Annotated in this window: 35 protein-coding genes; 31 read left to right on the top strand and 4 right to left on the bottom strand. The window is 40.7% G+C overall.

What is annotated here, in order from left to right; all coding sequences use genetic code 11:
- The first annotated feature begins 58 nt into the window (after nucleotides 1-58).
- Together AAFF35_RS26275 and AAFF35_RS26270 are read left to right on the top strand one after the other, a co-directional pair.
- Nucleotides 59-796 carry a hypothetical protein gene (locus AAFF35_RS26275; RefSeq protein WP_342329453.1) on the top strand — a complete coding sequence of 246 codons (738 nt, stop codon included), beginning with the start codon at nucleotides 59-61 and terminating at the stop codon, nucleotides 794-796.
- Between the two features lie 77 nt (nucleotides 797-873).
- Nucleotides 874-2826, top strand: a complete 1953-nt coding sequence (locus tag AAFF35_RS26270; RefSeq protein ID WP_342329452.1) for a M1 family metallopeptidase — start codon at nucleotides 874-876, stop codon at nucleotides 2824-2826.
- Nucleotides 2827-2878: 52 nt separating this feature from the next.
- On the opposite strand, the gene AAFF35_RS26265 is transcribed toward AAFF35_RS26270, so the two are convergent.
- From AAFF35_RS26265 to AAFF35_RS26255, 3 genes are all read right to left on the bottom strand, one after another.
- Nucleotides 2879-4147: a mechanosensitive ion channel domain-containing protein gene (locus AAFF35_RS26265; protein ID WP_342329451.1), complete on the bottom strand. Its 1269-nt coding sequence runs from the start codon at nucleotides 4145-4147 to the stop codon at nucleotides 2879-2881.
- 71 nt (nucleotides 4148-4218) lie between these two features.
- Nucleotides 4219-5349, bottom strand: a complete 1131-nt coding sequence (locus AAFF35_RS26260; protein WP_342329450.1) for a sorbosone dehydrogenase family protein — start codon at nucleotides 5347-5349, stop codon at nucleotides 4219-4221.
- Between the two features lie 17 nt (nucleotides 5350-5366).
- A complete protein-coding gene (locus tag AAFF35_RS26255; RefSeq protein WP_342329449.1) occupies nucleotides 5367-6008 on the bottom strand; it encodes a hypothetical protein in 642 nt (213 codons plus the stop codon).
- A 74-nt stretch (nucleotides 6009-6082) separates the two neighbouring features.
- Between AAFF35_RS26255 and AAFF35_RS26250 the strand changes: the two genes are divergently transcribed.
- The 6 genes from AAFF35_RS26250 (at nucleotide 6083) to rpsJ (ending at nucleotide 11316) form a co-directional block, all read left to right on the top strand.
- Complete coding sequence (locus AAFF35_RS26250) at nucleotides 6083-6304, top strand: VF530 family protein (RefSeq protein WP_342329448.1); 222 nt, start codon at nucleotides 6083-6085, stop codon at nucleotides 6302-6304.
- Nucleotides 6305-6395: 91 nt separating this feature from the next.
- Nucleotides 6396-7475 carry an acyloxyacyl hydrolase gene (locus AAFF35_RS26245; protein ID WP_342329447.1) on the top strand — a complete coding sequence of 360 codons (1080 nt, stop codon included), beginning with the start codon at nucleotides 6396-6398 and terminating at the stop codon, nucleotides 7473-7475.
- 446 nt (nucleotides 7476-7921) lie between these two features.
- On the top strand, nucleotides 7922-8335 hold the full coding sequence (gene rpsL / locus AAFF35_RS26240; protein WP_008244597.1) for a 30S ribosomal protein S12: 414 nt from the start codon (nucleotides 7922-7924) through the stop codon (nucleotides 8333-8335).
- Nucleotides 8336-8351: 16 nt separating this feature from the next.
- Nucleotides 8352-8819 carry a 30S ribosomal protein S7 gene (gene rpsG / locus AAFF35_RS26235; protein ID WP_008244596.1) on the top strand — a complete coding sequence of 156 codons (468 nt, stop codon included), beginning with the start codon at nucleotides 8352-8354 and terminating at the stop codon, nucleotides 8817-8819.
- Between the two features lie 17 nt (nucleotides 8820-8836).
- On the top strand, nucleotides 8837-10951 hold the full coding sequence (fusA, locus tag AAFF35_RS26230) for an elongation factor G (RefSeq protein ID WP_342329446.1): 2115 nt from the start codon (nucleotides 8837-8839) through the stop codon (nucleotides 10949-10951).
- A 59-nt stretch (nucleotides 10952-11010) separates the two neighbouring features.
- Complete coding sequence (rpsJ, locus tag AAFF35_RS26225) at nucleotides 11011-11316, top strand: 30S ribosomal protein S10 (RefSeq protein ID WP_008244591.1); 306 nt, start codon at nucleotides 11011-11013, stop codon at nucleotides 11314-11316.
- 66 nt (nucleotides 11317-11382) lie between these two features.
- Here the strand turns inward: rpsJ and AAFF35_RS26220 are convergent, their stop codons facing one another.
- Nucleotides 11383-11994 (bottom strand): hypothetical protein, encoded by a 612-nt coding sequence (locus AAFF35_RS26220; RefSeq protein WP_342329445.1) that lies wholly within the window; start codon nucleotides 11992-11994, stop codon nucleotides 11383-11385.
- 153 nt (nucleotides 11995-12147) lie between these two features.
- On the opposite strand from AAFF35_RS26220, the gene AAFF35_RS26215 reads away from it, so the two are divergent.
- From AAFF35_RS26215 to secY, 23 genes are all read left to right on the top strand, one after another.
- A complete protein-coding gene (locus tag AAFF35_RS26215; RefSeq protein ID WP_342329444.1) occupies nucleotides 12148-12984 on the top strand; it encodes a sulfite exporter TauE/SafE family protein in 837 nt (278 codons plus the stop codon).
- Nucleotides 12981-13376: a DUF1634 domain-containing protein gene (locus tag AAFF35_RS26210; protein WP_342329443.1), complete on the top strand. Its 396-nt coding sequence runs from the start codon at nucleotides 12981-12983 to the stop codon at nucleotides 13374-13376. The genes AAFF35_RS26215 and AAFF35_RS26210 overlap by 4 nt, the downstream gene beginning before the upstream one ends.
- Before the next feature lie 181 nt (nucleotides 13377-13557).
- The gene (rplC, locus tag AAFF35_RS26205) at nucleotides 13558-14175 is read left to right on the top strand and encodes a 50S ribosomal protein L3 (protein ID WP_074612107.1); all 618 of its coding nucleotides are present in this window, start codon (nucleotides 13558-13560) and stop codon (nucleotides 14173-14175) included.
- Between the two features lie 4 nt (nucleotides 14176-14179).
- A complete protein-coding gene (gene rplD / locus AAFF35_RS26200; RefSeq protein WP_073232277.1) occupies nucleotides 14180-14809 on the top strand; it encodes a 50S ribosomal protein L4 in 630 nt (209 codons plus the stop codon).
- 1 nt (nucleotide 14810) lies between these two features.
- Nucleotides 14811-15101 carry a 50S ribosomal protein L23 gene (gene rplW / locus AAFF35_RS26195; RefSeq protein WP_073232278.1) on the top strand — a complete coding sequence of 97 codons (291 nt, stop codon included), beginning with the start codon at nucleotides 14811-14813 and terminating at the stop codon, nucleotides 15099-15101.
- Nucleotides 15102-15124: 23 nt separating this feature from the next.
- Nucleotides 15125-15949 (top strand): 50S ribosomal protein L2, encoded by an 825-nt coding sequence (rplB, locus tag AAFF35_RS26190; RefSeq protein WP_073232279.1) that lies wholly within the window; start codon nucleotides 15125-15127, stop codon nucleotides 15947-15949.
- The gene (gene rpsS, locus AAFF35_RS26185; protein ID WP_069379634.1) at nucleotides 15949-16215 is read left to right on the top strand and encodes a 30S ribosomal protein S19; all 267 of its coding nucleotides are present in this window, start codon (nucleotides 15949-15951) and stop codon (nucleotides 16213-16215) included. Before rplB ends, rpsS begins: the two co-directional genes overlap by 1 nt.
- A gap of 7 nt (nucleotides 16216-16222) precedes the next feature.
- A complete protein-coding gene (rplV, locus tag AAFF35_RS26180; RefSeq protein ID WP_055130479.1) occupies nucleotides 16223-16585 on the top strand; it encodes a 50S ribosomal protein L22 in 363 nt (120 codons plus the stop codon).
- Nucleotides 16586-16590: 5 nt separating this feature from the next.
- Nucleotides 16591-17439 (top strand): 30S ribosomal protein S3, encoded by an 849-nt coding sequence (gene rpsC, locus AAFF35_RS26175; RefSeq protein ID WP_069379635.1) that lies wholly within the window; start codon nucleotides 16591-16593, stop codon nucleotides 17437-17439.
- A gap of 38 nt (nucleotides 17440-17477) precedes the next feature.
- Nucleotides 17478-17900 carry a 50S ribosomal protein L16 gene (rplP, locus tag AAFF35_RS26170; protein WP_048907441.1) on the top strand — a complete coding sequence of 141 codons (423 nt, stop codon included), beginning with the start codon at nucleotides 17478-17480 and terminating at the stop codon, nucleotides 17898-17900.
- 75 nt (nucleotides 17901-17975) lie between these two features.
- Entirely contained in the window at nucleotides 17976-18185 is a 210-nt protein-coding gene (gene rpmC, locus AAFF35_RS26165) for a 50S ribosomal protein L29 (RefSeq protein ID WP_069379636.1), read from the top strand.
- A gap of 13 nt (nucleotides 18186-18198) precedes the next feature.
- Complete coding sequence (rpsQ, locus tag AAFF35_RS26160) at nucleotides 18199-18453, top strand: 30S ribosomal protein S17 (RefSeq protein ID WP_037442595.1); 255 nt, start codon at nucleotides 18199-18201, stop codon at nucleotides 18451-18453.
- Between the two features lies 1 nt (nucleotide 18454).
- Nucleotides 18455-18823 carry a 50S ribosomal protein L14 gene (rplN, locus tag AAFF35_RS26155; RefSeq protein WP_062550431.1) on the top strand — a complete coding sequence of 123 codons (369 nt, stop codon included), beginning with the start codon at nucleotides 18455-18457 and terminating at the stop codon, nucleotides 18821-18823.
- Nucleotide 18824: 1 nt separating this feature from the next.
- A complete protein-coding gene (gene rplX / locus AAFF35_RS26150) occupies nucleotides 18825-19163 on the top strand; it encodes a 50S ribosomal protein L24 (RefSeq protein WP_074612110.1) in 339 nt (112 codons plus the stop codon).
- Nucleotides 19163-19732 carry a 50S ribosomal protein L5 gene (rplE, locus tag AAFF35_RS26145; RefSeq protein WP_073232280.1) on the top strand — a complete coding sequence of 190 codons (570 nt, stop codon included), beginning with the start codon at nucleotides 19163-19165 and terminating at the stop codon, nucleotides 19730-19732. The genes rplX and rplE overlap by 1 nt, the downstream gene beginning before the upstream one ends.
- Entirely contained in the window at nucleotides 19732-20001 is a 270-nt protein-coding gene (gene rpsN / locus AAFF35_RS26140) for a 30S ribosomal protein S14 (protein ID WP_055130472.1), read from the top strand. Before rplE ends, rpsN begins: the two co-directional genes overlap by 1 nt.
- 114 nt (nucleotides 20002-20115) lie before the next feature.
- Entirely contained in the window at nucleotides 20116-20514 is a 399-nt protein-coding gene (gene rpsH / locus AAFF35_RS26135; protein ID WP_069379639.1) for a 30S ribosomal protein S8, read from the top strand.
- 18 nt (nucleotides 20515-20532) lie between these two features.
- On the top strand, nucleotides 20533-21090 hold the full coding sequence (gene rplF / locus AAFF35_RS26130) for a 50S ribosomal protein L6 (RefSeq protein ID WP_342329442.1): 558 nt from the start codon (nucleotides 20533-20535) through the stop codon (nucleotides 21088-21090).
- 5 nt (nucleotides 21091-21095) lie between these two features.
- Complete coding sequence (gene rplR, locus AAFF35_RS26125) at nucleotides 21096-21449, top strand: 50S ribosomal protein L18 (RefSeq protein WP_073232282.1); 354 nt, start codon at nucleotides 21096-21098, stop codon at nucleotides 21447-21449.
- 33 nt (nucleotides 21450-21482) lie between these two features.
- The gene (gene rpsE, locus AAFF35_RS26120) at nucleotides 21483-21986 is read left to right on the top strand and encodes a 30S ribosomal protein S5 (protein ID WP_225872703.1); all 504 of its coding nucleotides are present in this window, start codon (nucleotides 21483-21485) and stop codon (nucleotides 21984-21986) included.
- 4 nt (nucleotides 21987-21990) lie between these two features.
- Nucleotides 21991-22170 carry a 50S ribosomal protein L30 gene (gene rpmD / locus AAFF35_RS26115; RefSeq protein WP_062550424.1) on the top strand — a complete coding sequence of 60 codons (180 nt, stop codon included), beginning with the start codon at nucleotides 21991-21993 and terminating at the stop codon, nucleotides 22168-22170.
- Between the two features lie 108 nt (nucleotides 22171-22278).
- Complete coding sequence (rplO, locus tag AAFF35_RS26110) at nucleotides 22279-22725, top strand: 50S ribosomal protein L15 (RefSeq protein WP_073232283.1); 447 nt, start codon at nucleotides 22279-22281, stop codon at nucleotides 22723-22725.
- Between the two features lie 3 nt (nucleotides 22726-22728).
- Nucleotides 22729-24063 carry a preprotein translocase subunit SecY gene (secY, locus tag AAFF35_RS26105; protein WP_074612113.1) on the top strand — a complete coding sequence of 445 codons (1335 nt, stop codon included), beginning with the start codon at nucleotides 22729-22731 and terminating at the stop codon, nucleotides 24061-24063.

The raw sequence follows: 24063 nt of genomic DNA, 5'->3' as shown, positions 1-24063 counted from the left end.
CTGTTGTTAAATTTTGTTAAAATATAATCAAGGCGTAAAAACAGCGTTACATTTGAATATGGTTAAGTATTTATTCTTGTTGTTCATCTGTATTGCCCCTTTCGGCGTCTGGGCACAAACTTCTGTATCTGGTACGGTGTATGATTACGATAATAAAACTTTTCCTATTCAGGATGTCATTGTGCGGAACCTGAACAGTAAAGAATTGTCAAGAACGAAGGCTGCCGGCCAGTTTACCATTCCCGCTAAAATAGGGGATCTGCTTGAGTTTTCTTTTGTTGGTTATCATACAGATACACTTTTTCTGATAGACCTGAAACCAAAGACCATTTTCCTGCCCGGAAATTCGAAAACCTTAAAAGAGGTGGAAATTTTAAGTGCAAAAGTAAATCCTTCCGTGTTATACCGGGACCCGGATGCAAAAGAATCAAAACGATTTGGCTCGGATGGACTAAGGGGCAAAGGAAATAACGACAGGGCCGGAGGGATGATGTTTAACCTGGGCTATGGCAAAATGAAGCGGGAGCGGGAGAAGGAAAGAAGGCTGGAAGAGCGGGATGTGTATGAAACGGAAATCAGGGAGAATTTTAATGAAGAGACGATCACTAAGCTCGTGAAGCTAAAGGGGGAGGACCTCAAGGACTTTATGGCCATATACCGGCCAACAGAAGCACTGATCAGGGACGAGCGCCCTTTTAACTATACCTATTATATTGTTAAGGCTTACCATAGCTGGCTTAAACTTCCTGCCGGACAACGAAAGGTCTATCCGATGCCTAAATTGAAGGCGAACTAATAAAACCGTTACAATGGTCAGGTATAACATTTCATTTTATACCTTTAGTTCGAATCTAAAACCAACAACTAAACATCATGAATAAGCCCACCCTATTACTGGCCTTGTTATGCGCATTCGGTTTCAGTTCCATGGGGCAACAAACCACAGGGAACTATGACCCTCACGTTGCATTCAATCCGCTTTTTTACACACAAAATGGCAATGAATACCGATCCGCAAATGGATATCCCGGTGCTAAATACTGGCAGAACCGTGCAGATTATCACATTACGGCAAAGCTGGATGAAGCAAAAAACAGCGTCACAGGATCTGTGACCATTACTTATAAAAATAATAGTCCCGATAAGCTGCCATTTTTATGGTTACAGCTCGACCAGAATCTATTCGCGGAGCAGTCAAGAGGAAATTCCCTGATTGCTGCAGGCAGCAGGTATGGTGCAAGAGGGGAGAAAGTAGAAGGCGGTTATAAAATTGAAGGCTTAAGTGTGTCTCAAAAAGCGAAGCCTGTAAAATTCACTTCCCTGACAGAAGACACCAGGATGCAAATCCGTCTGAATGAGCCTTTGGCGGCGAACGGGGAGACGATCACTATTAAAATGGATTTTTCATTTGTGATCCCTATCAATGGTTCGGACCGCATGGGACACCTGGTCACCAAAAACGGAGAGATCTTTGCCATTGCACAATGGTTTCCAAGAATGAGTGTGTATGATGATATTCTGGGATGGAATACTTTACCGTATTGGGGAGCAGGCGAGTTTTATTGTGAATACGGAGATGTAGATTTCTCTGTTACCGCACCTGCAAATCACATTGTGATGGGCTCTGGTGAACTGTTAAATCCACAGGAAGTATTTACTGCCGAACAGTTGGCGCGCTGGAATGCCGCTAAGCTGAGTGATAAAACCATTGCGATCCGATCTGAGTCGGAAGTAACGGATCCAAAATCCCGCCCTGCAAAAGGGACATTAACCTGGAAATTTAAAATTAAAAACACCCGCGATGTTGCCTGGGCTTCTTCAAAAGCATTTGTTTTAGATGCCGCCAGGATTAACCTGCCAAGTGGGAAGAAGTCGCTTGCGGTTTCTGCACATCCGGTAGAGAGTAATGGTAAAGATAGTTATGGCCGGGGTGTAGAGTATGTGAAATCTTCCATAGAGTATTATTCCAACAAATGGTTTGAATACCCTTATCCAATGGCGGTAAATGTAGCCAGTAATGTTGGGGGGATGGAATATCCGGGAATTGTGTTTTGTGGCTGGAATGCAAAAAATGGAAGCGCCTGGGGGGTAATTGATCATGAATTCGGACATACCTGGTTCCCAATGATTGTAGGAAGTAATGAGCGTAAATTCGGCTGGATGGACGAAGGCTTTAACACCTTTATCAATGGTTTGTCTAAAGCAGCATTCAATAATGGAGAGTATAAGAGCAAACCTGAAAATATGCAGGGTATTGCTAAGTATTTAAGTAATGACGCCTTAGAATATGTGATGTTAAGTCCTGATGCGATGAAGGAGGCCAATATTGGGGTAAACCTTTACTATAAACCGTCTTGGGGCTTGAACGTATTAAGAAATCATGTTTTAGGTGCCGATCGTTTTGATTATGCCTTTAAAAAATATATTGAAAACTGGGCCTATAAACACCCCAGTCCTTTCGACTTTTTCCGTGCAATGGAGAATGGCGCAGGAGAGGATCTTTCCTGGTTCTGGAGAGGCTGGTTTATGGAAAACTGGAAAACAGATCAGGCCATTTCTGAGGTGAAGGAACTGACCAAAGATGGTGCAAGAACGGGTTATGATATCGTGGTTGCAAATTTGGAAAAAATGCCAATGCCAGTGATTATTGAAATCAAAACAAAGAGTGGAAAGACTGATATCATTAAGCTTCCGGTAGATGTCTGGATGCGTAACACGAAGTGGACGGTTAATTATCCGACCACAGAGGAAGTAATTTCAGTGACACTTGATCCGGAGCGGGTACTGCCCGACAGCAATGCTGCAAATAACAGCTGGACTAAATAGTTTTCAAATCGAATAAAAAAAATCCCCTTGTGCATTTGCGCAAGGGGATTTTTTATTGATCAGGAGAGATGATGTCCATTTCATGGACCTTCAGATCGAAATAACTGGCAGAAGCGAGCAGATGGTCAAATATATCTGCCATGATGTATTCGTAGTCAACCCATTTGGTAGTGCCTGTAAAAGCATAGATCTCCAGTGGCAGGCCGCTAGGAGTAGGGGCCAATTGCCTGACCATCATCGTCATCTTTTTATGTAAACCGGTATGGTTTGAAATGTAGTTGTCGATATACTTCCTGTATAGTCCTGCGTTGGTTAGGTTTCTGCCGTTAATCAACAGGCTTTTATCTGCTCCAATACGTTCGTTATGTTTATCGATGTCTTTTTGGCGGTGGTCGATATAAGAGGTCAGGGATTGAATTCTTCTGAATTGTTCAATTTCTTCATAAGTAAGAAAACGAATGGTGGATTGTCTGATAAAGATGGCTCTTTTTATTCTTCTTCCTCCGGATTGTGTCATGCCACGCCAATTTTGAAAGGAATCCGAAATCAGGGAATAGGTTGGGATGGTGGTAATGGTTTTATCAAAGTTCTGCACTTTCACCGTGGTCAGGTTAATTTCTACCACATCACCGTCGGCACCATATTTTGCCATGGTAATCCAATCGCCGATACGGACAGTATCATTGGTACTCACTTGTATGCTGGCCACAAACCCCATAATGGTATCTTTGAACATCAATAGCAATACTGCCGAGATCGCTCCCATAGCCGTAAAGAAAGTAAGTGGAGATTTTCCGGTCAGGTTGGAGAAGATGATCACGGCGCCAATAAAAAACAAGATGATTCTGATCACCTGCATATAGCTTTCTATAGGCTTCGATTTGAAGGCAGACTTTTTTCTTAGGGAGTCTGCACCGGAGCGGATGAGAGAGATGATCAGCCAAATGATGATGATGACCAGGTATACTTCTGTCAGTTTATTTAAAGGGGCGATTAGACTTGGGAAGGAATAAAATACCACCGGAATGGAACTTTTTACCAGCGCAACAGCCGTAGTCAGTGCTACAAAATGAGAAAATCGATTTTCCAGTAAATGATGGAAAAAATCAATCTTGGTGCGTTTTGTAATGCGGATTAGGGTGATCCTTAATAAACGTCTGAGGACATAATGCAGGAGATAAACTGCAATGGCAAGGACCAGTGATAGTCCAAGCAGGTTAATATAGTCGGCAATGCTATCTGAGACTCCCCATTTGATCAGAAGGTCATGCGTTTTTTTGCCAATGGTTTGGAAGTCAAAATTGTAATCTGTTGCGCTCATTTATTGTTATTTTAACTAGGGCAACAGATTACAAAAAAATAATTGGAAAGACAATATTCTGATCTAAAATATTAGTCTTTATAAGAGATTCTGTAGACCAGATTGGCGAAATCGTCGGAAACCAGGATGGAGCCATCGGGTAACTGCAGGATGTCTACCGGTCTTCCCCAGGCTTTTCCTTCTTTTAACCAACCTGTGGCAAATGGTTCATAACTCAATACTTTATTCCCATCCAGTTTAACCAGCATCAGGCGATAACCCGATGGGATTTTGCGGTTCCATGAGCCGTGTTCCGGGATTAAGATCTGATTTTTATAGCTTTTTGGAAATTGGTCTCCTGTATAAAATTTCATTCCCAAAGCAGCGACATGTGCATCTAGCTTTCTCTGGGGGGCACTAAAGTTTTTAGGGTCTTTTCCTTTCCCAAATTCCGGATCTAAGAGGTCTCCGGCATGGACAAAAGGATAACCGAAATGCATGCCCGGTTTATCGGCACGGTTCAGCTCATCTCCAGGAATGTCTTCGCCAAGCATATCTCTTCCATTGTCGGTAAACCACAAATCTTTGGTCAGGGGATTCCAGTCGAAACCAACAGAATTTCTGACCCCATTGGCAAAAATCTCCAGACCTGTTCCGTCCGGATTCATCCGCAGGATGGAGGCATATCTCTTGTCTTTATCTGTGTTGTCGCAAATATTGCAGGGAGCCCCGATTGGAAAGTAAAGCTTCCCGTCTGGTCCAAAACCCAGATATTTCCATCCATGGTGGGTATCCTTAGGAAGTTTATCGTACAGCAATATGGGCTTTGGCGGATTGGCCAGGTGATCTTCTATCTGATCAAAGCGCCAGATTTTGCTGACCTCCGCCACGTATAAACTGCCATCTTTAAAGGCAATTCCATTTGGCATGTCTTTTAATCCCTGGGCAATAACGTATGTTTTTTCTGCCACCCCATCCTTATCTGCATCTACCAGGGCATAGACTTTATCGCCATCGCGATTGCCTACGAAAACGGTTCCATTGCTGCCAAGAGCCATAGACCGGGCATTGTCAACCTTAGCATAAACTGCTATCTTGAATCCATCAGGTAATTTGATGTCCTTCAGCCGGGGCTCATCGGCTTTTTCCATTGGGCGGTTACAGGTGACTGCCATTAATGGAATACAAAAAAGAATCGCGAAGAGGGGGGATAGATTTTTCATTACGTTGGGTTTTTGTGTTATCGTGCTTTAAAAAAGCTTTCTTTAAGTTTTTCTGCGTCAATTAAGGCTTCGGCAGCATCAAGACGGATCAGCCAGCCTTTTTGTTTGAGCAGGGCGATTTCTTCTTTAGCTACAGAAAGATCTTTTCCTTTGATGCGTTCATGATAAATGATGGCATCTTTAGGCTCCACATTTGCCGGTGTATGAAATAAGATCTCCAGTTTAAATTTCGGCCAGATCTGGATGTCTCCAAGTTGGGCAGAATAGATTTTCTTTGTCGAATGTGCCGGAACTATTGCTGCAAACTCACCTTTGTAGTGATCGCCTTTTTCTGTGGTCAGGCTGGCCAGAAGCTGAAAGGAACTTTCATTAACCAGGTGAAAATGGGCCACTGAACTACTGTGTTGATCTGTGATCAGGCCCAGATAAATTCCTTCTTTAATAAATTGTGCTTCAGGTACGACTACCGCCGGACGATTCGAAACAATGTCGTTGTCGGGAATTTCTCCATGTACCAGGGTAACTTTTGTCGCTTGGACAGGAATTTCAAAATCATTGGAATCGGTTACGCCTATCGTGTCTTTATCTATGATTCTGGTAATGTACCCTTCTATGTTTTCGTCTACAAAACGAACAAAATCTCCTAATTTAAATTGCATCTGTTATGGATTAAATAAAACTGATTACAACAAATTTAGTCATTAGAGCCGGAAATTCTTTTTAATTTTGTCGCATGACGGAAGCAGGACAGCCAAATAACCCATTGCACGGTAAAACACTGGAGTTTATTGTTAAACAACTGGTATGGCATTATGGCTGGCCAGAATTGGGTGTATTGATTCGCATCGACTGCTTTCAGAATAACCCCAGCCTGAAGTCCAGTTTAAAGTTTTTGCGTAAAACAGATTGGGCAAGAAAAAAAGTTGAAAAACTTTATTTGAATACATTCCATTAAATAGGTTTATTTTCTTTATATATGCTGCGTAATGAACTACATAGGGGGTGTTCGTTGTTCTTGCGCCATATTATTTTTATGCCTATTAATATTGGCGAGCCATTGTTATGGCCGACAGAAGTCGGACCACTGGAACAGTCTTGAGTTCTCTCCCCAGATTTCTTTAGCGCTTTTTACTGCTGGAAATAAGCTCCGCGGCTCTGCTTTTGGTGGAGAATTGACTTATCATATTCAGAAGAACAACCATCCAAGACCCTGGATGCGTATGCTTCGTCTAAACAGCGTTGACCTTGTGTTTAATTATAAGAACATGGAAAAGGTAACACTGAGTTCAGATCCAAGACCTAATTTATTTGGAGATGCCTATGCCATTGTTGCGGCGTTGAACTTCACGTTGCTAAAATCTAAGTATGCGGAGTTATGGGTTGCGCCGGGCTTGGGGATAGGGTATCTGGGGCAGACTTATTTCACAAACCGGAATATATTGATTGGAAGCCACCTCAATTTTGCTTCCAGAATGGCACTGAAAGTAGCGGCTAAAGTTGCGCCTTACACGCGATTATCCGCGGGAATGGATGTGCTGCATTTTTCTAATGCAGCAATAAGAACACCTAATTATGGGATAAACATTAGTAGTTTAAGCTTTGGAGTTCTTCAGATGCTGCGTTCATCAGGACAGCCGAAAAGGGATACAACAGAGAGAAAGGACCGTCTGGGATTGAGCCGGCATCAGTTTGACTTTGGGGTTAACATTGGCCGCAGGGGAGTAGTGAGAAGTCGGGAAGGCTTGTATAAGACGGGCCTTTATGCGGGGTATAATTATCGGTTAAATCCACTTTTGGGTTGTAGCTCGGGCATAGATGCGGTCTATTACCATACTGTTTATCAAAATAATCTTCAGACTGACCAGTCATTGGCAACCTCATTGGACCGCTGGAGGGTGGGGTTGGCTATTGGCCCTGATTTTTGGATGGACCGCCTGGCTGTCATGGCTAAGTATGGATATTATCTGCATTATAATCATTTTTCTAAATCGTCCGAAGAGGTTAAGACGTACTGGACGGCAGGGTTGAAGTATTATGTGATGGACTGGGCCGCAGTGCAGACAAAAGTTTACCTCCATAAAACGGAAGCGGATTATTTAGGACTGGGTATATTATTAACTCCATAGTGGCTCAATGTAAATCTGCTGCTTGTTTTGCGGGACTGTTTTTTGTGATGATCTGCCTTACCTGAGGAGAAAAGGGAGGGGTTGGGAATTGCTTCGGAAAAGCGAGGAATAAAAGCCGTATCAATTGCGGATAACACCCGGATGAAACACGGATTTTGTCCCTGTTCTATCCGGGGTTCATTGGAAGCAGTTTCGAACCTGTTTCTACATTGCATTTTTATAGTATCCTGCCAGTCAGCTGCCTCCCAAAGGCAGACACTGCGTGAAGGATTCCCGAAGTCTGTAGCGATAATCCCGGATTAGTGATCTACCCTGCCTGATGTCAGGTTTCCGCTGAATTATTTTTATGTTAACCCCTTGATTTATAAAATGTATTGTCTTACCTTTGCAGTCCCTTATTATAGGGGTAAAGTTTTTAAATATTAATAGAAAACAAAAAAAGAACAATGCCAACCATTCAACAATTAGTTAGAAAAGGTAGAGTAGCACTGGAGTTCAAGAGTAAGTCTCCAGCGTTGGACAGCTGTCCACAGCGAAGAGGTGTATGTACACGTGTATATACCACTACCCCTAAAAAACCAAACTCAGCAATGCGTAAAGTTGCCCGTGTACGTTTAACCAATGGTAAAGAGGTGAATGCCTATATTCCAGGTGAAGGTCACAATTTACAGGAGCACTCCATTGTATTGATCCGTGGTGGTCGTGTTAAAGATTTGCCAGGTGTACGTTATCACATCATCCGTGGAGCACTAGATACTTCAGGAGTTGCTGGTCGTAACCAACGTCGTTCAAAATATGGTACTAAACGTCCTAAGCCAGGACAAGTAGCTGCGGCACCAACAAAAGGTAAAAAGAAATAATTAGGAGGAAAAACAAATGAGAAAGTCAAAACCAAAAAAGAGAATTATCCTTCCTGATCCAAAATTTAACGATGTTCAGGTGACAAGGTTTGTAAACAATATGATGTATGATGGAAAAAAATCCATTGCATATGATATTTTTTATGATGCTGTAGAACTAGCTGAGAAAAAAGCTGGTGAGAACGGATTAGAAGTATGGAAACGTGCTTTAACAAATGTAATGCCTGCAGTAGAGGTTAAATCTCGTCGTGTGGGTGGTGCAAATTTCCAGGTACCTACAGAGGTAAGACCTGACCGTAAAATTGCTTTAGGCATGAAATGGTTAATTTCTTACGCTCGTAAACGTGGAGAAAAAACAATGAAAGAGAAATTAGCAGGTGAAATCGTTTCAGCAGCTAAAGGTGAAGGTGCAGCAGTGAAGAAAAAAGAAGATACGCATAAAATGGCTGAGGCTAACAAAGCGTTCTCTCATTTCCGTTTCTAATTATACAGAATCATAAAATGTCAAGAGATTTAAAATTTACAAGAAATATTGGAATCGCGGCTCACATTGATGCGGGTAAAACCACAACAACTGAGCGTATCCTTTATTACGCCGGAGTAAATCACAAAATTGGTGAGGTACACGAAGGTGCGTCTACGATGGACTGGATGGTACAGGAAGCGGAACGTGGGATAACAATCACCTCTGCTGCTACAACAGTTTTCTGGCCTTACCGTGGTGAAAAATATCAGGTAAACGTTATCGATACTCCTGGACACGTGGATTTTACCGTAGAGGTAAACCGTTCACTTCGTGTTTTGGATGGATTGGTATTCTTATTTTCAGCTGTTGATGGTGTTGAGCCTCAATCTGAAACTAACTGGCGTTTAGCTAACAACTATGCAGTTCCACGTATTGGTTTCGTTAACAAAATGGACCGTTCAGGAGCTGATTTCTTAAAAGTTGTTAAGCAGGTAAGAGATATGCTGGGTAGCCATGCAGTTCCTTTGCAATTGCCAATTGGTGCAGAAGATAGCTTTACTGGTGTTGTTGATTTAATCAATAACCGTGGTATCGTTTGGAATGAGCACGATAAAGGGATGACCTTTACTGAAGTGCCAATTCCTGCTGACATGGTTGATGAAGTTGCGGAATGGAGAGAGAACTTATTAGAAGCTGTTGCTGATTATGATGAGTCATTAATGGAGAAATTCTTTGATGATCCTAACTCAATCACTGAGCGTGAGATTCTTGACGCATTGCGTAAAGCAACTTTAGATGCTAAAATCGTTCCTATGGTTTGTGGTTCATCTTTCAAAAACAAAGGTGTTCAAACCATGTTGGATTTGGTAATGGAATTATTGCCTTCGCCAATGGATGTGGATGGTATCACTGGTACCAACCCGGACACAGGTGAAGAAGTAACCCGTCAACCAGATGTAAAAGAGCCATTTGCAGCTTTAGCGTTTAAAATCGCAACCGATCCTTTCGTAGGTCGTTTGTGCTTTATCCGTGTTTACTCAGGTAACTTAGAAGCTGGTTCTTACGTTTATAACGCACGTTCTGAGAACAAAGAACGTATCTCCCGTATCTTCCAGATGCATGCGAACAAGCAAAACCCAATCCCTAATGTAGGTGCTGGTGATATTGCTGCAGTAGTAGGATTTAAAGATATCAAAACAGGTGATACACTTTGTGATGAGAAACACCCGATCATTCTGGAATCTATGGATTTCCCTGAGCCGGTTATTGGTTTAGCTATTGAGCCTAAAACTCAAGCTGATATCGATAAATTAGGTATCGGTTTATCTAAATTAGCTGAAGAAGATCCTACATTTAGAGTTCAAACTGACGAGGAAACTGGTCAGACTGTAATCTCTGGTATGGGTGAGCTTCACTTAGACATCCTGATTGACCGCTTAAGACGTGAGTTTAAAGTAGAGGTGAATCAAGGAGCGCCACAAGTTGCTTATAAAGAGGCAATTCACGGATCTGTTCAACATCGTGAGACTTACAAAAAACAATCAGGTGGTCGTGGTAAATTCGCGGATATCCAGGTTGTGATTTCTCCAATCGATGCAGACTTTGAAAAAGGTGGATTACAATTTGTAAACGAAATTACTGGTGGTTCAATCCCTCGTGAGTTTATCCCTTCTGTAGAGAAAGGATTTGCAGCATCGATGGCTAACGGAGTATTGGCTGGATATCCACTTCCAGACATGAAAGTTCGCTTAATTGATGGTTCATTCCACGCAGTCGATTCAGATGCTTTGTCATTCGAACTTGCTGCTAAAATGGCTTACCGTGAGGCATTGCCTAAATGTAACCCTGTATTGATGGAGCCAATCATGAAAATCGAAATCTTAACCCCTGAAGAAAACATGGGTGATGTTATCGGTGACATGAACCGTCGTCGTGGTCAGCTTTTAGGTATGGACACCCGTAATGGTGCTCAGGTAATTAAAGCAACTGTACCACTTTCTGAAATGTTTGGTTATGTAACTCAGTTACGTACCATTACTTCTGGTCGTGCAACTTCAACTATGGAGTTTGATCACTACGAACCAGCACCAAGAAACGTTCAGGATGAAGTAGTTGCTAAATCAAAAGGCAGAATTAAGTCCGCAGAATAATAAAAAATCGGCAGCCGGTTATTAATAGCTCTAACCGGCAGCCTTAATACATAAATAAGATGAGCCAAAGAATCAGAATCAAATTAAAATCTTACGATTACAACTTGGTAGATAAATCTGCTGAGAAAATCGTTAAGACTGTTAAACCTACGGGTGCAGTAGTGAGTGGACCAATTCCATTGCCTACAGAAAAGAAAATCTTCACTGTTTTACGTTCACCACACGTGAACAAAAAAGCACGTGAGCAGTTTCAATTATGTGCTTACAAACGTTTGTTAGACATTTACAGCTCTAACTCTAAAACAGTTGACGCTTTAATGAAACTTGAATTACCTAGCGGTGTTGAAGTTGAAATCAAAGTTTAACTATATAGACGGTTAACAAAAAAAGCCTTCCTGAGTTTTCAGGAAGGCTTTTTTCGTATCAGGGAATTATTGTCTGCCCCTGTTTTTTAATTCATCAAGTTTGTTGCGCTCGTCCTGCAGTTCCCTTGCCAGTTTCTTCTCTTTGTCATTGGCCTTCGTTTTATAACTCTGGTACTCTTGTGAAATTTCTTCATACAAGGAGCTTCTGTATTTTGCTTCATGAATATGTTTAGCTGATCTCAGGATGACAATCGCTAAGGCGGCTGCTAATACCAGGATCAGGCTCCATACGATCACGTTATAATTGCTTTTGGTAAAAGAGATCCCAAGAAAGCTGATCTCATTTAATTTGGCATTAGAAGTTGCTAAAGAGCTTTCTGTTCCGGAAATTTGTCCCTTTAATGTCGCAATTGTTTTTTCTTGTTCTGCAAGTTTCAGTTTTACAGCGCCAAGTTGTTTGCGGTTGGTATTGAGTGAATCCGCTACACTTTTCCACAGTCCGGCAAGCCTGCCCGGATTAATGAGCTTGTAACCATTAATGGTTTTAGACTTCGACAGCATAAACTCGTATTGGCCCCGAAGACCAGGGGCAGCTTTCGCACTGTCTGCTGGAATTTGTGATTGTGCATTTAAATTTAAGAGGAGAACGGCTATAATTGCGAATATCAGTTTTTTCATAATTGCTGTTTTTTTAATAGGATGTTTCTGTTTTTAAAGGTAATTGAATGGATTTTGTGGTGTTTGAAGACTCATGATGGCGGCATGGTATTTAATTTAACATTCATATTCTAATTTTATTGTGTTCTGGCTGTAGATAGTATATTTGCAGCAATGTCGGTATTACTATTTACAATTATAGTTTTAGCAGGAGCTTTTTTAGCTGGATTGGTCGGTTCTCTGACTGGTTTAGGGGGTGGGGTAGTGATCATTCCACTGCTGACATTGGTCCTTGGTGTCGACATTCATTATGCCATCGGCGCTTCTATCGTATCTGTGATTGCCACCTCTTCCGGATCTGCCGCGGCTTATGTGAAAGAGGGGATTACCAATATCAGGATCGGAATGTTTCTGGAAATGGCCACAACGATCAGTGCCATTATCGGCGCCGTGGTGACCGTCTATCTGGACCCGAGCTATATTGCAGTGATCTTTGGTTTGATCCTCTTATTCTCTGCCGCAATGATGGTAGTGAAGAAGGTAGATCGCTCAGATAATGATACTTCCGGAAAACTGGCGGTTTTTTTAAAACTGAACGGGACGTATCCGACAGAGGGAGGAATGAAGAAATATGCGGTTCACCGGGTGCTTGGCGGATTTGTGATGATGTTTTTTGCGGGGATCATTTCGGGTTTGCTGGGAATAGGTTCTGGTGCATTAAAGGTGATTGCGATGGATAACATCATGCGGATTCCTTTTAAAGTATCCACCACAACGAGTAATTTCATGATGGGAGTGACGGCTGCTGCAAGCGCAATCGTATACCTTCACCGCGGACAAATTGATCCGGGGATTGCCATGCCGGTAACGATTGGGGTGCTTTGCGGGGCGACATTAGGCTCAAAGATCCTGGTGAGAACCAAGACAGATAAGTTGAAAGTGGTGTTTGCAGTAGTGGTGACCTTCCTCGCATTGCAAATGATTTATAACGGTTTATCAGGTAAATTATGAGTTCAGAGAAGAAAAATTTCTTTGCAGACCGTGATATTCAGGTCATCCTTGGTACTCTACTGCGGGTAGGCGTGATCGCTTCGATGTCTGTGGTGCTGATAGGAGGGCTGCTTTACCTGTTTTCTGATCATGCCATGCTGATCGATTACCGTAATTTTAACCCGAATAAATCCGGCTTCTCTTCTATTCATGCAATTCTGATCGGACTGAAAGACCTGGATGCCAAAGCGATCATTCAGTTTGGGACGTTGTTGCTGATTTTTACCCCTGTGGCAAGGGTCGTTTTTTCTATATTTAGTTTCCTGATTGAGCGTGATTATTTATACGTTTTGATCGGTTTGTTCGTTTTATCAATTATCTTGTACAGCCTGAGTGACAAGTTAGTTGGTTAAAAAGTTACTTATCTCAACGGATTCCCCTTCGCGAAAAAAAATAGGGCTTATTTGAAAAAATAATTAGCTAACTATTTGAAAATTAAGATTTCTTTCGTATTTTTGCCCTCCCTTAACGGGAATTGTATCCACCTTGAACGAAGCCCTACTGCTTCGATGGGTGTTAATTTAAAAAAAGAAAATGTCAGGTATTATTGGAAAAAAAGTAGGAATGACCAGCATTTTCGACGCCGATGGAAGAAACATTCCATGTACGGTGATCGAAGCTGGGCCTTGTGTAGTAACACAGGTAAAGACCGAAGAGAAAGACGGTTACGTTTCAGTTCAGTTAGGTTTCGATGAAGCCAAAGAAAAGAACACTACCATGCCTCTTAAAGGCCACTTTGCGAAAGCAAACACTACCCCAAAACGTAAATTGGTTGAATTTGAGCCGTTTGAAGAATCGTTGAACTTAGGTGATACGGTAACGGTAAGTATTTTCAATGAAGGCGATTTTGTGGACGTTGTTGGTACTTCTAAAGGTAAAGGTTTCCAGGGTGTTGTAAAACGCCATGGTTTCGCCGGTGTTGGTGGACAAACTCACGGACAGCATAACAGAATGCGTGCGCCAGGTTCATTAGGTGCTGCATCTTATCCTGCACGTGTATTTAAAGGTATGCGTATGGCGGGTAGAATGGGTGGTGACAGAGTAAAAGTTCAGAACTTACAAGTTTTGAAAGTTTATGCTGATCAAAACCTTGTTGTAGTTAGTGGTTCCATTCCAGGAGCTAAGGGTTCTTACGTAATCTTAGATAAGTAAGCAGATGGAAGTTAAAGTATTAAACATTTCAGGAAAAGAGACAGGTGCCAAGGTGCAACTTCCTGAGTCAGTATTTGGCATTACGCCTGTTGACCACGCAATCTATTTAGATGTAAAACAGTATTTGGCTAATCAACGTCAAGGTACTCACAAGTCTAAACAACGTAACGAAATTGCTGGTTCAACCCGTAAACTATACAAACAAAAAGGTACTGGTGGTGCTCGTGCCGGAAGTATTAAATCTCCATTGTTCAATGGTGGTGGTCGCGTGTTTGGTCCTCAGCCACGTGATTATAGTTTCAAATTGAATAAAAAATTAAAGCAACTGGCTCGTAGATCAGCATTGACTTACAAAGCTCAGGATAACAACGTTGTTGTTTTAGAAGACTTTGCTTTTGATTCAATCAAAACTAAAAACTACATCAATTTAGTTAGCGCTTTAAATTTAGCTGGCGAAAAGACATTGTTGGTTTTACCTTCACAAAATAACAATATCTATTTATCAAGCAGAAACATCCAGAAAGCGAAAGTGATTACTGCAGATCAGTTGAATACCTATGATGTATTAAACTGTGGCAAGCTTTTGTTAACGGCTGATTCTCTTAAAACATTGGAGGAGGCATTTGCCAAGTAATATGGAATTTTTAAGGAAACCAATATTAACAGAAAAAGCTTCTGCATTAACAGAAAAGTCTAACCGCTTTACTTTTAGAGTAGAACACAAAGCAAATAAATTGCAGATTAAGCAAGCCATAGAGAAAATGTACAACGTTAACATCTTAGCAATCAATACCATGATTGTTAATGGTAAAATGAAGTCCAGAAACACTAAAGGTGGTTTAGTTACGGGTCGTAGCCCAAAATACAAGAAAGCGATTGTTACACTGGCAGCAGGCGAGACAATTGATTATTACGCGAATATTTAATAAGAATTGAATAATTTATAACTATGGGCTTAAGAAAATTTAAACCAGTCACTCCGGGAACCCGCTTTAGAGTAGGTGCCAGCTTTACGGAGATTACAGCAACCAAGCCCGAAAAATCATTGGTTGTATCTTCTAAAAAATCGGGAGGACGTAACAATACAGGAAAGATGACTATGCGCTACATGGGTGGTGGTCACAAAAAATCTTACCGTTTAATTGACTTTAAACGTGATAAGTTTGATATTCCTGCAACAGTAGCTACTGTTGAGTACGATCCAAACCGTACAGCTCGTATTGCACTTTTGCATTACGTAGATGGTGAGAAGCGTTACATTATTGCACCGGAAGGATTGCAAGTAGGACAAACAGTAGTTTCGGGTGATACAGCTACTCCAGAAGTAGGAAATACATTGAAATTAGCTAACATTCCATTGGGTTCAATTGTACATAACATTGAAATCCAACCAGGACGTGGCGCACAAATGGCACGTAGTGCTGGTGCTTATGCTCAATTGGCAGCACGTGACGGAAAGTATGCAACTGTTAAAATGCCATCAGGTGAAGTAAGATCTATCTTAGTTACCTGTTTAGCAACTATCGGTGCAGTTTCTAACTCGGATCATGCAAATGAAGTATTAGGTAAAGCAGGTCGTAAACGTTGGTTAGGACGTCGTCCTAGAACACGTCCGGTAGCGATGAACCCAGTCGATCACCCAATGGGTGGTGGTGAGGGTCGCTCATCGGGAGGTCAGCCTCGCTCAAGAAACGGTATGTATGCTAAAGGCTTCAAAACCCGTTCACTTAAAAAATACTCAAATCGTTTCATCATAGAGAAAAGGAAGAAATAATGGCTCGTTCGATAAAAAAAGGACCTTATATTGACCATAACGTAGAGAAGAAAGTAGTATCTATGAATGATTCAGGCAAAAGGTCTGTAATTAAAACTTGGTCTCGCAGATCAATGATTTCACCAGATTTTGTGGGTCATACATTTGCAGTGCATAACGGTAATAAATTTATACCGGTATACGTAACAGAAAACATGGTTGGTCACAAGCTGGGAGAGTTTGCTCCAACCAGAACATTTAGGGGTCACTCTGAAAAGAAAAAATAATTAAGAGATGGAAGCAGTAGCGAAATTAAACAATTGTCCAACCTCACCACGTAAAATGCGTTTGGTTGTAGATCTTATCAGAGGTGAGCGTGTTGAGAAAGCTTTACATATTTTAAAGTTTACCAATAAAGATGCAGCAATAAGAGTGGAGAAACTATTATTGTCAGCGATCAAAAACTGGGAAACTAAAAATGAAGGTTCTCGCCCTGAAGAAAACCAGTTATACGTGAAAACGATAATGGTAGGCGGTGGTCGTCAATTAAAAAGACTTAGACCAGCACCTCAAGGACGTGGTTACAGAATTCGTAAGCGTTCAAACCATGTAACTTTGGTAGTAGATAGTAAAAACGTTGAAACTCAAACTAATTAACAGAAATGGGACAAAAAGCACATCCAATAGGAAACAGGTTAGGGATCATCAAAGGTTGGGATTCTAACTGGTTCGGTGGCAACAACTATGCTGATAAATTAGTTGAGGACGAAAAAATAAGAAAATACCTTTCTGCACGTATCGCAAAAGGCGGTGTAGCTAAAGTGGTAATCGAGCGTACGTTAAAACGTATCACGGTAACTATCCACACAGCTCGTCCGGGTATTGTGATCGGTAAAGCAGGAGCTGAGGTGGATAAGATCAAAGAAGAGTTGAAGAAATTGACTAAAAAGGAAATTCAAATCAACATTTTTGAGATCAAACGTCCTGAGCTTGATGCACAATTAGTTGCAGAAGGTGTTGCAAAACAATTAGAAGCAAGGATCTCATTCCGTAGAGCAATGAAATCTACTATCGCATCAACAATGCGTATGGGTGCTGAAGGTATCAAAATTATGACCTCTGGTCGTTTAGGTGGTGCTGAGATGGCTCGTAGCGAACAGTATAAAGAAGGAAGAATTCCTTTGCATACTTTCCGTGCTGACATTGACTATGCTTTAGCAGAAGCTTTAACTACTTATGGTAAAATAGGTGTTAAAGTATGGATCTGTAAAGGTGAAGTTTACGGTAAACGTGATCTTTCTCCTAACATCGGTGCAGTGAGCAATGCTCCAGGTAAAGGTGGCAGACCAGAAGGTGCTTTCGGTGGTGGAAGAGACAGAGATAACCGTGGCGGTGGCGACAGAAGAAACGACAATAAAGGTCGTGGCGGAAGAGGTCCAGGTCAAGGCGGTCCTGGTGCAGGAAGAGATAATAGAGGCGGAAATACTCCTAACAGAGGTCCTCGTAAATAATTAGTTAACAGATCGTTTAACGATAATATTAGAATAAGATGTTACAGCCAAAAAGAACGAAGTTCAGAAAGATGCAAAAAGGCAGAATGAAAGGTTTAGCAACTCGTGGTGCTGAATTATCATTCGGATCCTTCGGGATCAAGTCTTTAGAGTCGACTTGGATCACAAGTCGTCAGATAGAGGCAGCCCGTATTGCGGTAACTCGTTTCATGAAACGTGAAGGCCAGGTGTGGATTAGAATATTCCCGGACAAACCGGTAACTAAGAAACCAGCTGAGGTACGTATGGGTAAAGGTAAGGGTGCTCCAGAATACTGGGTTGCCGTTGTTAGACCCGGACGTATTATTTTTGAAGCCGAAGGTGTTCCTTTAGAAGTTGCTAAAGAAGCAATGAGATTAGCGGCCCAAAAATTGCCGATCCAAACAAAATTTGTAGTACGTAGAGATTACGTAGAAGCATAAAAAAAGCTCTTGGGTTGAATGTTGTAAGTAACTTGTTATTATAACCGCTAGACCCAAGGCATAAAAATTAATAAAATGAAGAACTCAGAAATCACAGGGCTTTCACAAGAAGAACTAGTAGCCAGGATTGCAGAAGAAACTGAAAACTTAGTAAAGTTAAGATTTGCACATACAATTTCGGCTATAGAGAATCCTACCCGTATCAAAAAGGTAAGAAGGGATATTGCCCGATTAAACACTGAAGTGACTAAGCGTAAAGCTCAGTCTGCTACTGAAACTAAATAACTTTAGAGTCGAAATGGAAAGACAATTAAGAAAAACAAGAACCGGGTTGGTAGTAAGCAACAAAATGGATAAGTCTGTTGTTGTAGCGGTAGAACGTAAAGTGAAACACCCGATCTATGGTAAGTTTGTTAAGAAAACTACCAAATTTATGGCTCATGACGAGAAAAACGATTGCGGTATTGGTGATACAGTACTGATCATGGAGACTCGTCCGCTGAGTAAAAACAAGAACTGGAGATTAGTTGAAATTTTAGAAAGGGCTAAATAACATGGTACAACAGGAATCAAGATTAAACGTAGCCGACAATAGCGGCGCAAAAGAAGTATTGGTTATCCGTGTACTTGGTGGTACTGGAAAAAGATATGCTTCTATTGGTGACAAAATCGTTGTTACCGTTAAAAGTGCATTGCCTTCTGGTAACATCAAAAAAGGAACCGTTTCTAAAGCAGTGGTTGTAAGAACAAGAAAAGAAATCAGACGTAAAGATGGTTCTTACATTCGTTTCGACGACAATGCAGCAGTATTATTAAATGCACAAGATGAGCCGCGTGGTACACGTATTTTCGGCCCGGTAGCAAGAGAACTGCGTGAAAAACAATTCATGAAAATTGTATCATTAGCACCGGAGGTATTATAAAATGAAAAATAAAGTAACTACACCAAAGATAAAAATCCGTAAAGGAGATTTAGTTAAGGTAATCGCTGGCGATTCAAAAGGCCAACAAGGAACAGTACTTTCTGTATTAATTACAAAAAGCAGAATCCTTGTAGAAGGTGTTAACCTTGTATCAAAACATACAAAACCTAATGCTGCTACTCCAAACGGAGGTATCATTAAAAAAGAGGCTGCTCTTCATATTTCTAACGTAGCATTAGTTGATCCTAAAACAGGTGCAACTACTCGCGTTGGCAGAAAGCTTAATGCTGATGGGAAATTAGTTAGGGTTAGTAAAAAATCAGGAGAGGAGATCAAATAATGACTTACGTACCAAGATTAAAAAGTAAATATAAAGAGGAAATTGTAACTGCACTTAAAGATAAGTTCAATTACAAAAGCGTTATGCAGGTTCCTAAGTTAGAGAAAATCTCAATCAACCAGGGTGTTGGTCGTTTCTCTGTAACTGACAAAAAGATTATGGACAGCTCTATTTTAGAGATGACTACAATCGCAGGTCAACAAGCAGTTGGAGCGAAATCTAAAAAAGATATCTCAAACTTTAAATTACGTAAAGGTATGCCGGTTGGTGTACGTGTAACTTTGCGCGATAACAACATGTATGAGTTTTTAGATCGTTTAATTTCCGTAGCTTTACCTCGTATCCGTGATTTCAAAGGTATCAATGATAAAGGATTTGATGGAAAAGGTAACTACACATTAGGAGTTACTGAACAAATCATCTTCCCAGAGATCAACATCGACAAAATCAGCAAGATTTTAGGTATGGATATTACGTTTGTAACCAGCGCTACTACTGATGTTGAAGCATTGGAATTATTAAAACAATTTGGATTACCATTTAAAAACCAAAATAACACAAATTCATAATGGCAAAAGAAGGTGTAAAAGCTCGCGAAATTAAGCGCCAAAAATTGGTGGCTAAATATGCTGATAAACGTGCAGAACTTAAAGCTGCTGGTGATTATGAAGGATTAGATAAGTTACCAAAAAACTCATCTGCAGTACGTTTACACAACCGTTGTAAATTAACTGGACGTCCTCGTGGTTACATGCGTACTTTCGGTATATCAAGGGTATTGTTCCGTGATATGGCTTTAGCAGGTAAAATCCCTGGAGTAAGAAAAGCAAGCTGGTAAAACAGCTTTCTTTATGCTAAGGGATTTTCCCAAGGCAGAGAACAACGAATATTAACCGATGGAAGGTCGTCCCGAATAGGATAGGAAGGAAACCACCGTCACAATTATATAAAAATGAATACAGATCCAATAGCAGATTATCTTACAAGAGTAAGAAATGCCATCAAGGCAAATCACAGAATTGTAGAAATTCCTGCATCAAACCTTAAAAAAGAAATCACTAAAGTTCTTTTTGACAAAGGTTACATTGCTAATTACAAGTTTGAGGACACTACGGCTCAAGGAACGATCAAAATCGCTTTGAAATACAATGCGATCACTAAGATCCCTGCAATCCGTACATTGACCCGTATCAGCAAACCAGGTTTAAGGCAATATGCCGGCGTAGAAAATATGCCAAGAGTATTAAACGGTTTAGGTATCGCCATCTTGTCTACATCTAAAGGTGTGATGACAGATAAAGAAGCAGCCAAACTGAACATTGGTGGCGAGGTTTTGTGTCACGTTTATTAATTAAAGGAGGATAGCAAAATGTCAAGAATAGGAAAAGCCCCAATTAATGTACCCGCAGGTGTAACGATTACCGTAGCTAAAGATAACTTAGTAACTGTAAAAGGACCTAAAGGAGAATTGACTCAAGCAGTTGATTCTGATATCACTGTAAGTCAGGAAGACGGAGTATTAACTGTAACCCGTCCCTCAGAGCAGAAAAGACACAAAGCATTGCACGGTTTATACCGTTCATTGTTAAACAATATGGTTATTGGTGTAACAGAAGGATACAAAATTTCTCAGGAATTAGTAGGTGTTGGTTACCGTGCTACAAACACAGGAAACACATTAGACTTAGTTCTGGGTTATTCTCACCACTATGTATTCCAATTGCCGGAAGAAATTAAAGTAACAACAACATCTGAAAAAGGTCAGACTCCTAAAATCATTTTAGAAAGTATTGACAAACAATTGATCGGACAAGTAGCAGCGAAAATCCGCTCGTTACGTACTCCTGAGCCATATAAAGGTAAAGGTATCAAGTTTGTAGGTGAAGTGTTAAGAAGAAAAGCAGGTAAATCAGCTTCTAAAAAATAATCAAAATGGCAGGAAAAAAATTATCTCGTAGAGATCGTATAAAAAAAGGAATCAGAAAAAGATTAACAGGTTCTGAAAGCCGTCCACGTCTATCGGTATATAGAAGCAATAAAGGAATTTATGCTCAAATCATTAACGACGTAACCGGTAATACAATTGTATCAGCTTCGTCTTTATCAAAAGACTTTTCTGGAACTGGAAACAAATCTGAACAATCAGTAGCAGTGGGTAAGTTAGTAGCTGAAAAAGCACTTGCAGCTGGTGTTAAAGAAGTAGTTTTCGATAGAAATGGCTATTTGTACCATGGACGTGTTAAATCGTTGGCAGAAGGTGCTCGCGAAGCTGGTTTAGTATTTTAATCTGAAAATAGGATAAGAATGTCAACTATCAATATAAAAAGAGTTAAGACTAGCGAGATCGAATTAAAAGATCGTTTAGTTAGCATACAACGTGTTGCCAAAGTAACTAAAGGTGGACGTACTTTCAGCTTCTCAGCCATCGTGGTTGTTGGAGATGAAAACGGAATCGTAGGTTACGGTTTAGGTAAAGCAAAAGAGGTAACTGAAGCAATCGCTAAAGGTATCGATGATGCTAAAAAGAACTTGGTAAAAGTTCCTCTGTTAAACGGTACTGTTCCTCATGAGCAAATCGGTAAATTCTCTGGTGGTTTTGTATTAATCAAACCAGCAGCGGTAGGTACAGGTGTTATTGCTGGTGGTGCAATGCGTGCGGTATTAGAGAGTGCAGGAGTACATAACGTACTTGCAAAGTCTAAAGGTTCATCAAATCCTCACAACGTGGTAAAAGCAACTGTTGATGCTTTAACTAAAATGCGCGATGCTTATACTGTCGCTCAGCAACGTGGTGTCGATTTAAATAAAGTTTTTAACGGATAATATTATGGCTAAGATCAAAATAACCCAGGTAAAAAGCATTATCGATAGAAGCGAACGCCAAAAAAGAACGATGAAAGCATTAGGTTTAACTAAAATGAACCAAAGTGTTGAAGTGGAAGCTAACGCTGCCATCATCGGAATGGTGAGAAAAGTGAATCACTTAGTTGCTATAGAGAGTATATAAATTTTTAAAGGTTGTAAATGTGGTTTATATAATTACATTTGCAACCTTTAAATATGTTTAACCGTTGCCCTGATTAGTGAAAGCGAAGGGCAGCACAAGTTTCAAAAAATGAACTTAAGTAATCTTAAACCTGCAGCAGGTTCAACAAAAAACAACAAGAGAATTGGTCGTGGTACCGGTTCCGGACGCGGTGGAACATCTACACGTGGACACAAAGGTGCTGGATCACGTTCAGGTCACAAAACTAAAATCGGTTTTGAGGGTGGACAAATGCCATTGCAACGTCGTGTACCTAAGGTAGGTTTCAAACCTATTAACCGCGTTGAATATGTAAGCGTTAACTTAGACGTATTACAAGGATTAGCAGAGAAATTTAGCTTAACTACAATTGATTTTGCTACATTGCAGGATCACGGTTTAGCTCATAAAAATGACCTTGTTAAAATTCTTGGTCGTGGTGAAGTTAAAACTAAGTTAGAAGTTAAAGCACATGCTTTTTCTGCAACCGCACAAAAAGCTATTGAGGCTGTTGGAGGCTCAATCGAAAAATTGTAATTAATGAAGAAGCTGTTTACTACTTTAAGTAATATTTGGAAAATTCAAGAATTGAAAGAGCGTATTGTATTTACGCTCATGATTCTTTTGGTTTATAGGTTTGTATCTCATGTGGTTCTTCCAGGTGTTGATGCAACTCTTTTAGGCAATAATGAGAAGTCTGGACTTTTGGGTCTCTTGGATATGTTTGCCGGAGGTTCGTTTTCACGGGTATCTATCCTTGCCTTGGGTGTTATGCCTTATATTTCTGCCTCAATTGTAGTTCAGCTATTAGGTATTGCTGTTCCTTCCTTCCAGAAAATGCAAAAGGAGGGTGAAAGTGGCAGGAAGAAACTAAATCAAATTACGCGTTACCTGACGGTAGCCATCACAGCTGTTCAGGCTGTAGGTTACGTTAAAACACAGGTTCCAGCAGAAGCAATCGTTATTGATCATGCTTTGTTCTATGTAATGGCAACATTCGTGTTGGCAGCAGGAACATTGTTTGTGATGTGGTTAGGTGAGAAAATCACCGATAAAGGTATTGGAAATGGTATTTCACTGATCATCATGGTTGGTATTATCGCCAGATTGCCAATCGCTTTATACCAGGAGATTACTTCAAGATTTGTTGGCGCAGGCTTAATAGCCCTTGTCGTGGAAATTGTTGCCTTATTTGCAGTAGTGATGTTTACCATCATGATTGTTCAGGGTGTACGTAAAGTACCTGTTCAATATGCGAAAAGGATTGTTGGTAACAGACAGTTTGGTGGAGTAAGACAGTACATCCCTTTAAAGGTGAATGCTGCCGGTGTAATGCCGATCATCTTTGCTCAGGCATTGATGTTTATTCCAGGGTTTATTCCTCAGTTCTTTCCTTCCCTGCAAAATACCTGGTTGGTTCAGTTCAGTGACTATACTTCATTAGCGTATAGCTTAACATTTGGCTTTTTAATCATTGCATTTACATTCTTTTATACTGCAATTACTGTTAACCCTACTCAGATGTCGGACGACATGAAGAAGAATGGTGGTTTCATTCCTGGTATCAAACCGGGTCTTGCTACCTCAAGCTTCATAGATGATGTAATTTCGAAGATCACCTTCCCAGGTGCTGTCTTCCTGGCCATCATTGCGATCCTTCCTTCTATAGCGGTTAAATTCGGTATCAAGTCGGAGTTTGCCCATTTCTATGGTGGAACTTCCTTATTGATCCTGGTAGGTGTAGTATTGGATACTTTGCAACAAATCGAAAGTTATTTGTTAATGCGTCATTATGATGGTTTAATGAAAACAGGCAGGGTTACCGGCCGCACAGGAATTCCTGCTGCAGCAAGTGGTAGCAATGCGGTGATCTAA

Source organism: Pedobacter sp. FW305-3-2-15-E-R2A2 (assembly GCF_038446955.1).
Lineage (GTDB): Bacteria > Bacteroidota > Bacteroidia > Sphingobacteriales > Sphingobacteriaceae > Pedobacter.
This window is presented reverse-complemented; position numbering and strand designations above follow the sequence as displayed.

Coding starts and splice junctions, on each gene's coding strand:
- AAFF35_RS26275 (WP_342329453.1), top strand. CDS start 59: ATGGTTAAGTATTTATTCTTGTTGTTCATCTGTATTGCCCCTTTCGGC.
- AAFF35_RS26270 (WP_342329452.1), top strand. CDS start 874: ATGAATAAGCCCACCCTATTACTGGCCTTGTTATGCGCATTCGGTTTC.
- AAFF35_RS26265 (WP_342329451.1), bottom strand. CDS start 4,147: ATGAGCGCAACAGATTACAATTTTGACTTCCAAACCATTGGCAAAAAA.
- AAFF35_RS26260 (WP_342329450.1), bottom strand. CDS start 5,349: ATGAAAAATCTATCCCCCCTCTTCGCGATTCTTTTTTGTATTCCATTA.
- AAFF35_RS26255 (WP_342329449.1), bottom strand. CDS start 6,008: ATGCAATTTAAATTAGGAGATTTTGTTCGTTTTGTAGACGAAAACATA.
- AAFF35_RS26250 (WP_342329448.1), top strand. CDS start 6,083: ATGACGGAAGCAGGACAGCCAAATAACCCATTGCACGGTAAAACACTG.
- rpsL (WP_008244597.1), top strand. CDS start 7,922: ATGCCAACCATTCAACAATTAGTTAGAAAAGGTAGAGTAGCACTGGAG.
- rpsG (WP_008244596.1), top strand. CDS start 8,352: ATGAGAAAGTCAAAACCAAAAAAGAGAATTATCCTTCCTGATCCAAAA.
- fusA (WP_342329446.1), top strand. CDS start 8,837: ATGTCAAGAGATTTAAAATTTACAAGAAATATTGGAATCGCGGCTCAC.
- rpsJ (WP_008244591.1), top strand. CDS start 11,011: ATGAGCCAAAGAATCAGAATCAAATTAAAATCTTACGATTACAACTTG.
- AAFF35_RS26220 (WP_342329445.1), bottom strand. CDS start 11,994: ATGAAAAAACTGATATTCGCAATTATAGCCGTTCTCCTCTTAAATTTA.
- AAFF35_RS26215 (WP_342329444.1), top strand. CDS start 12,148: ATGTCGGTATTACTATTTACAATTATAGTTTTAGCAGGAGCTTTTTTA.
- AAFF35_RS26210 (WP_342329443.1), top strand. CDS start 12,981: ATGAGTTCAGAGAAGAAAAATTTCTTTGCAGACCGTGATATTCAGGTC.
- rplC (WP_074612107.1), top strand. CDS start 13,558: ATGTCAGGTATTATTGGAAAAAAAGTAGGAATGACCAGCATTTTCGAC.
- rplD (WP_073232277.1), top strand. CDS start 14,180: ATGGAAGTTAAAGTATTAAACATTTCAGGAAAAGAGACAGGTGCCAAG.
- rplW (WP_073232278.1), top strand. CDS start 14,811: ATGGAATTTTTAAGGAAACCAATATTAACAGAAAAAGCTTCTGCATTA.
- rplB (WP_073232279.1), top strand. CDS start 15,125: ATGGGCTTAAGAAAATTTAAACCAGTCACTCCGGGAACCCGCTTTAGA.
- rpsS (WP_069379634.1), top strand. CDS start 15,949: ATGGCTCGTTCGATAAAAAAAGGACCTTATATTGACCATAACGTAGAG.
- rplV (WP_055130479.1), top strand. CDS start 16,223: ATGGAAGCAGTAGCGAAATTAAACAATTGTCCAACCTCACCACGTAAA.
- rpsC (WP_069379635.1), top strand. CDS start 16,591: ATGGGACAAAAAGCACATCCAATAGGAAACAGGTTAGGGATCATCAAA.
- rplP (WP_048907441.1), top strand. CDS start 17,478: ATGTTACAGCCAAAAAGAACGAAGTTCAGAAAGATGCAAAAAGGCAGA.
- rpmC (WP_069379636.1), top strand. CDS start 17,976: ATGAAGAACTCAGAAATCACAGGGCTTTCACAAGAAGAACTAGTAGCC.
- rpsQ (WP_037442595.1), top strand. CDS start 18,199: ATGGAAAGACAATTAAGAAAAACAAGAACCGGGTTGGTAGTAAGCAAC.
- rplN (WP_062550431.1), top strand. CDS start 18,455: ATGGTACAACAGGAATCAAGATTAAACGTAGCCGACAATAGCGGCGCA.
- rplX (WP_074612110.1), top strand. CDS start 18,825: ATGAAAAATAAAGTAACTACACCAAAGATAAAAATCCGTAAAGGAGAT.
- rplE (WP_073232280.1), top strand. CDS start 19,163: ATGACTTACGTACCAAGATTAAAAAGTAAATATAAAGAGGAAATTGTA.
- rpsN (WP_055130472.1), top strand. CDS start 19,732: ATGGCAAAAGAAGGTGTAAAAGCTCGCGAAATTAAGCGCCAAAAATTG.
- rpsH (WP_069379639.1), top strand. CDS start 20,116: ATGAATACAGATCCAATAGCAGATTATCTTACAAGAGTAAGAAATGCC.
- rplF (WP_342329442.1), top strand. CDS start 20,533: ATGTCAAGAATAGGAAAAGCCCCAATTAATGTACCCGCAGGTGTAACG.
- rplR (WP_073232282.1), top strand. CDS start 21,096: ATGGCAGGAAAAAAATTATCTCGTAGAGATCGTATAAAAAAAGGAATC.
- rpmD (WP_062550424.1), top strand. CDS start 21,991: ATGGCTAAGATCAAAATAACCCAGGTAAAAAGCATTATCGATAGAAGC.
- rplO (WP_073232283.1), top strand. CDS start 22,279: ATGAACTTAAGTAATCTTAAACCTGCAGCAGGTTCAACAAAAAACAAC.
- secY (WP_074612113.1), top strand. CDS start 22,729: ATGAAGAAGCTGTTTACTACTTTAAGTAATATTTGGAAAATTCAAGAA.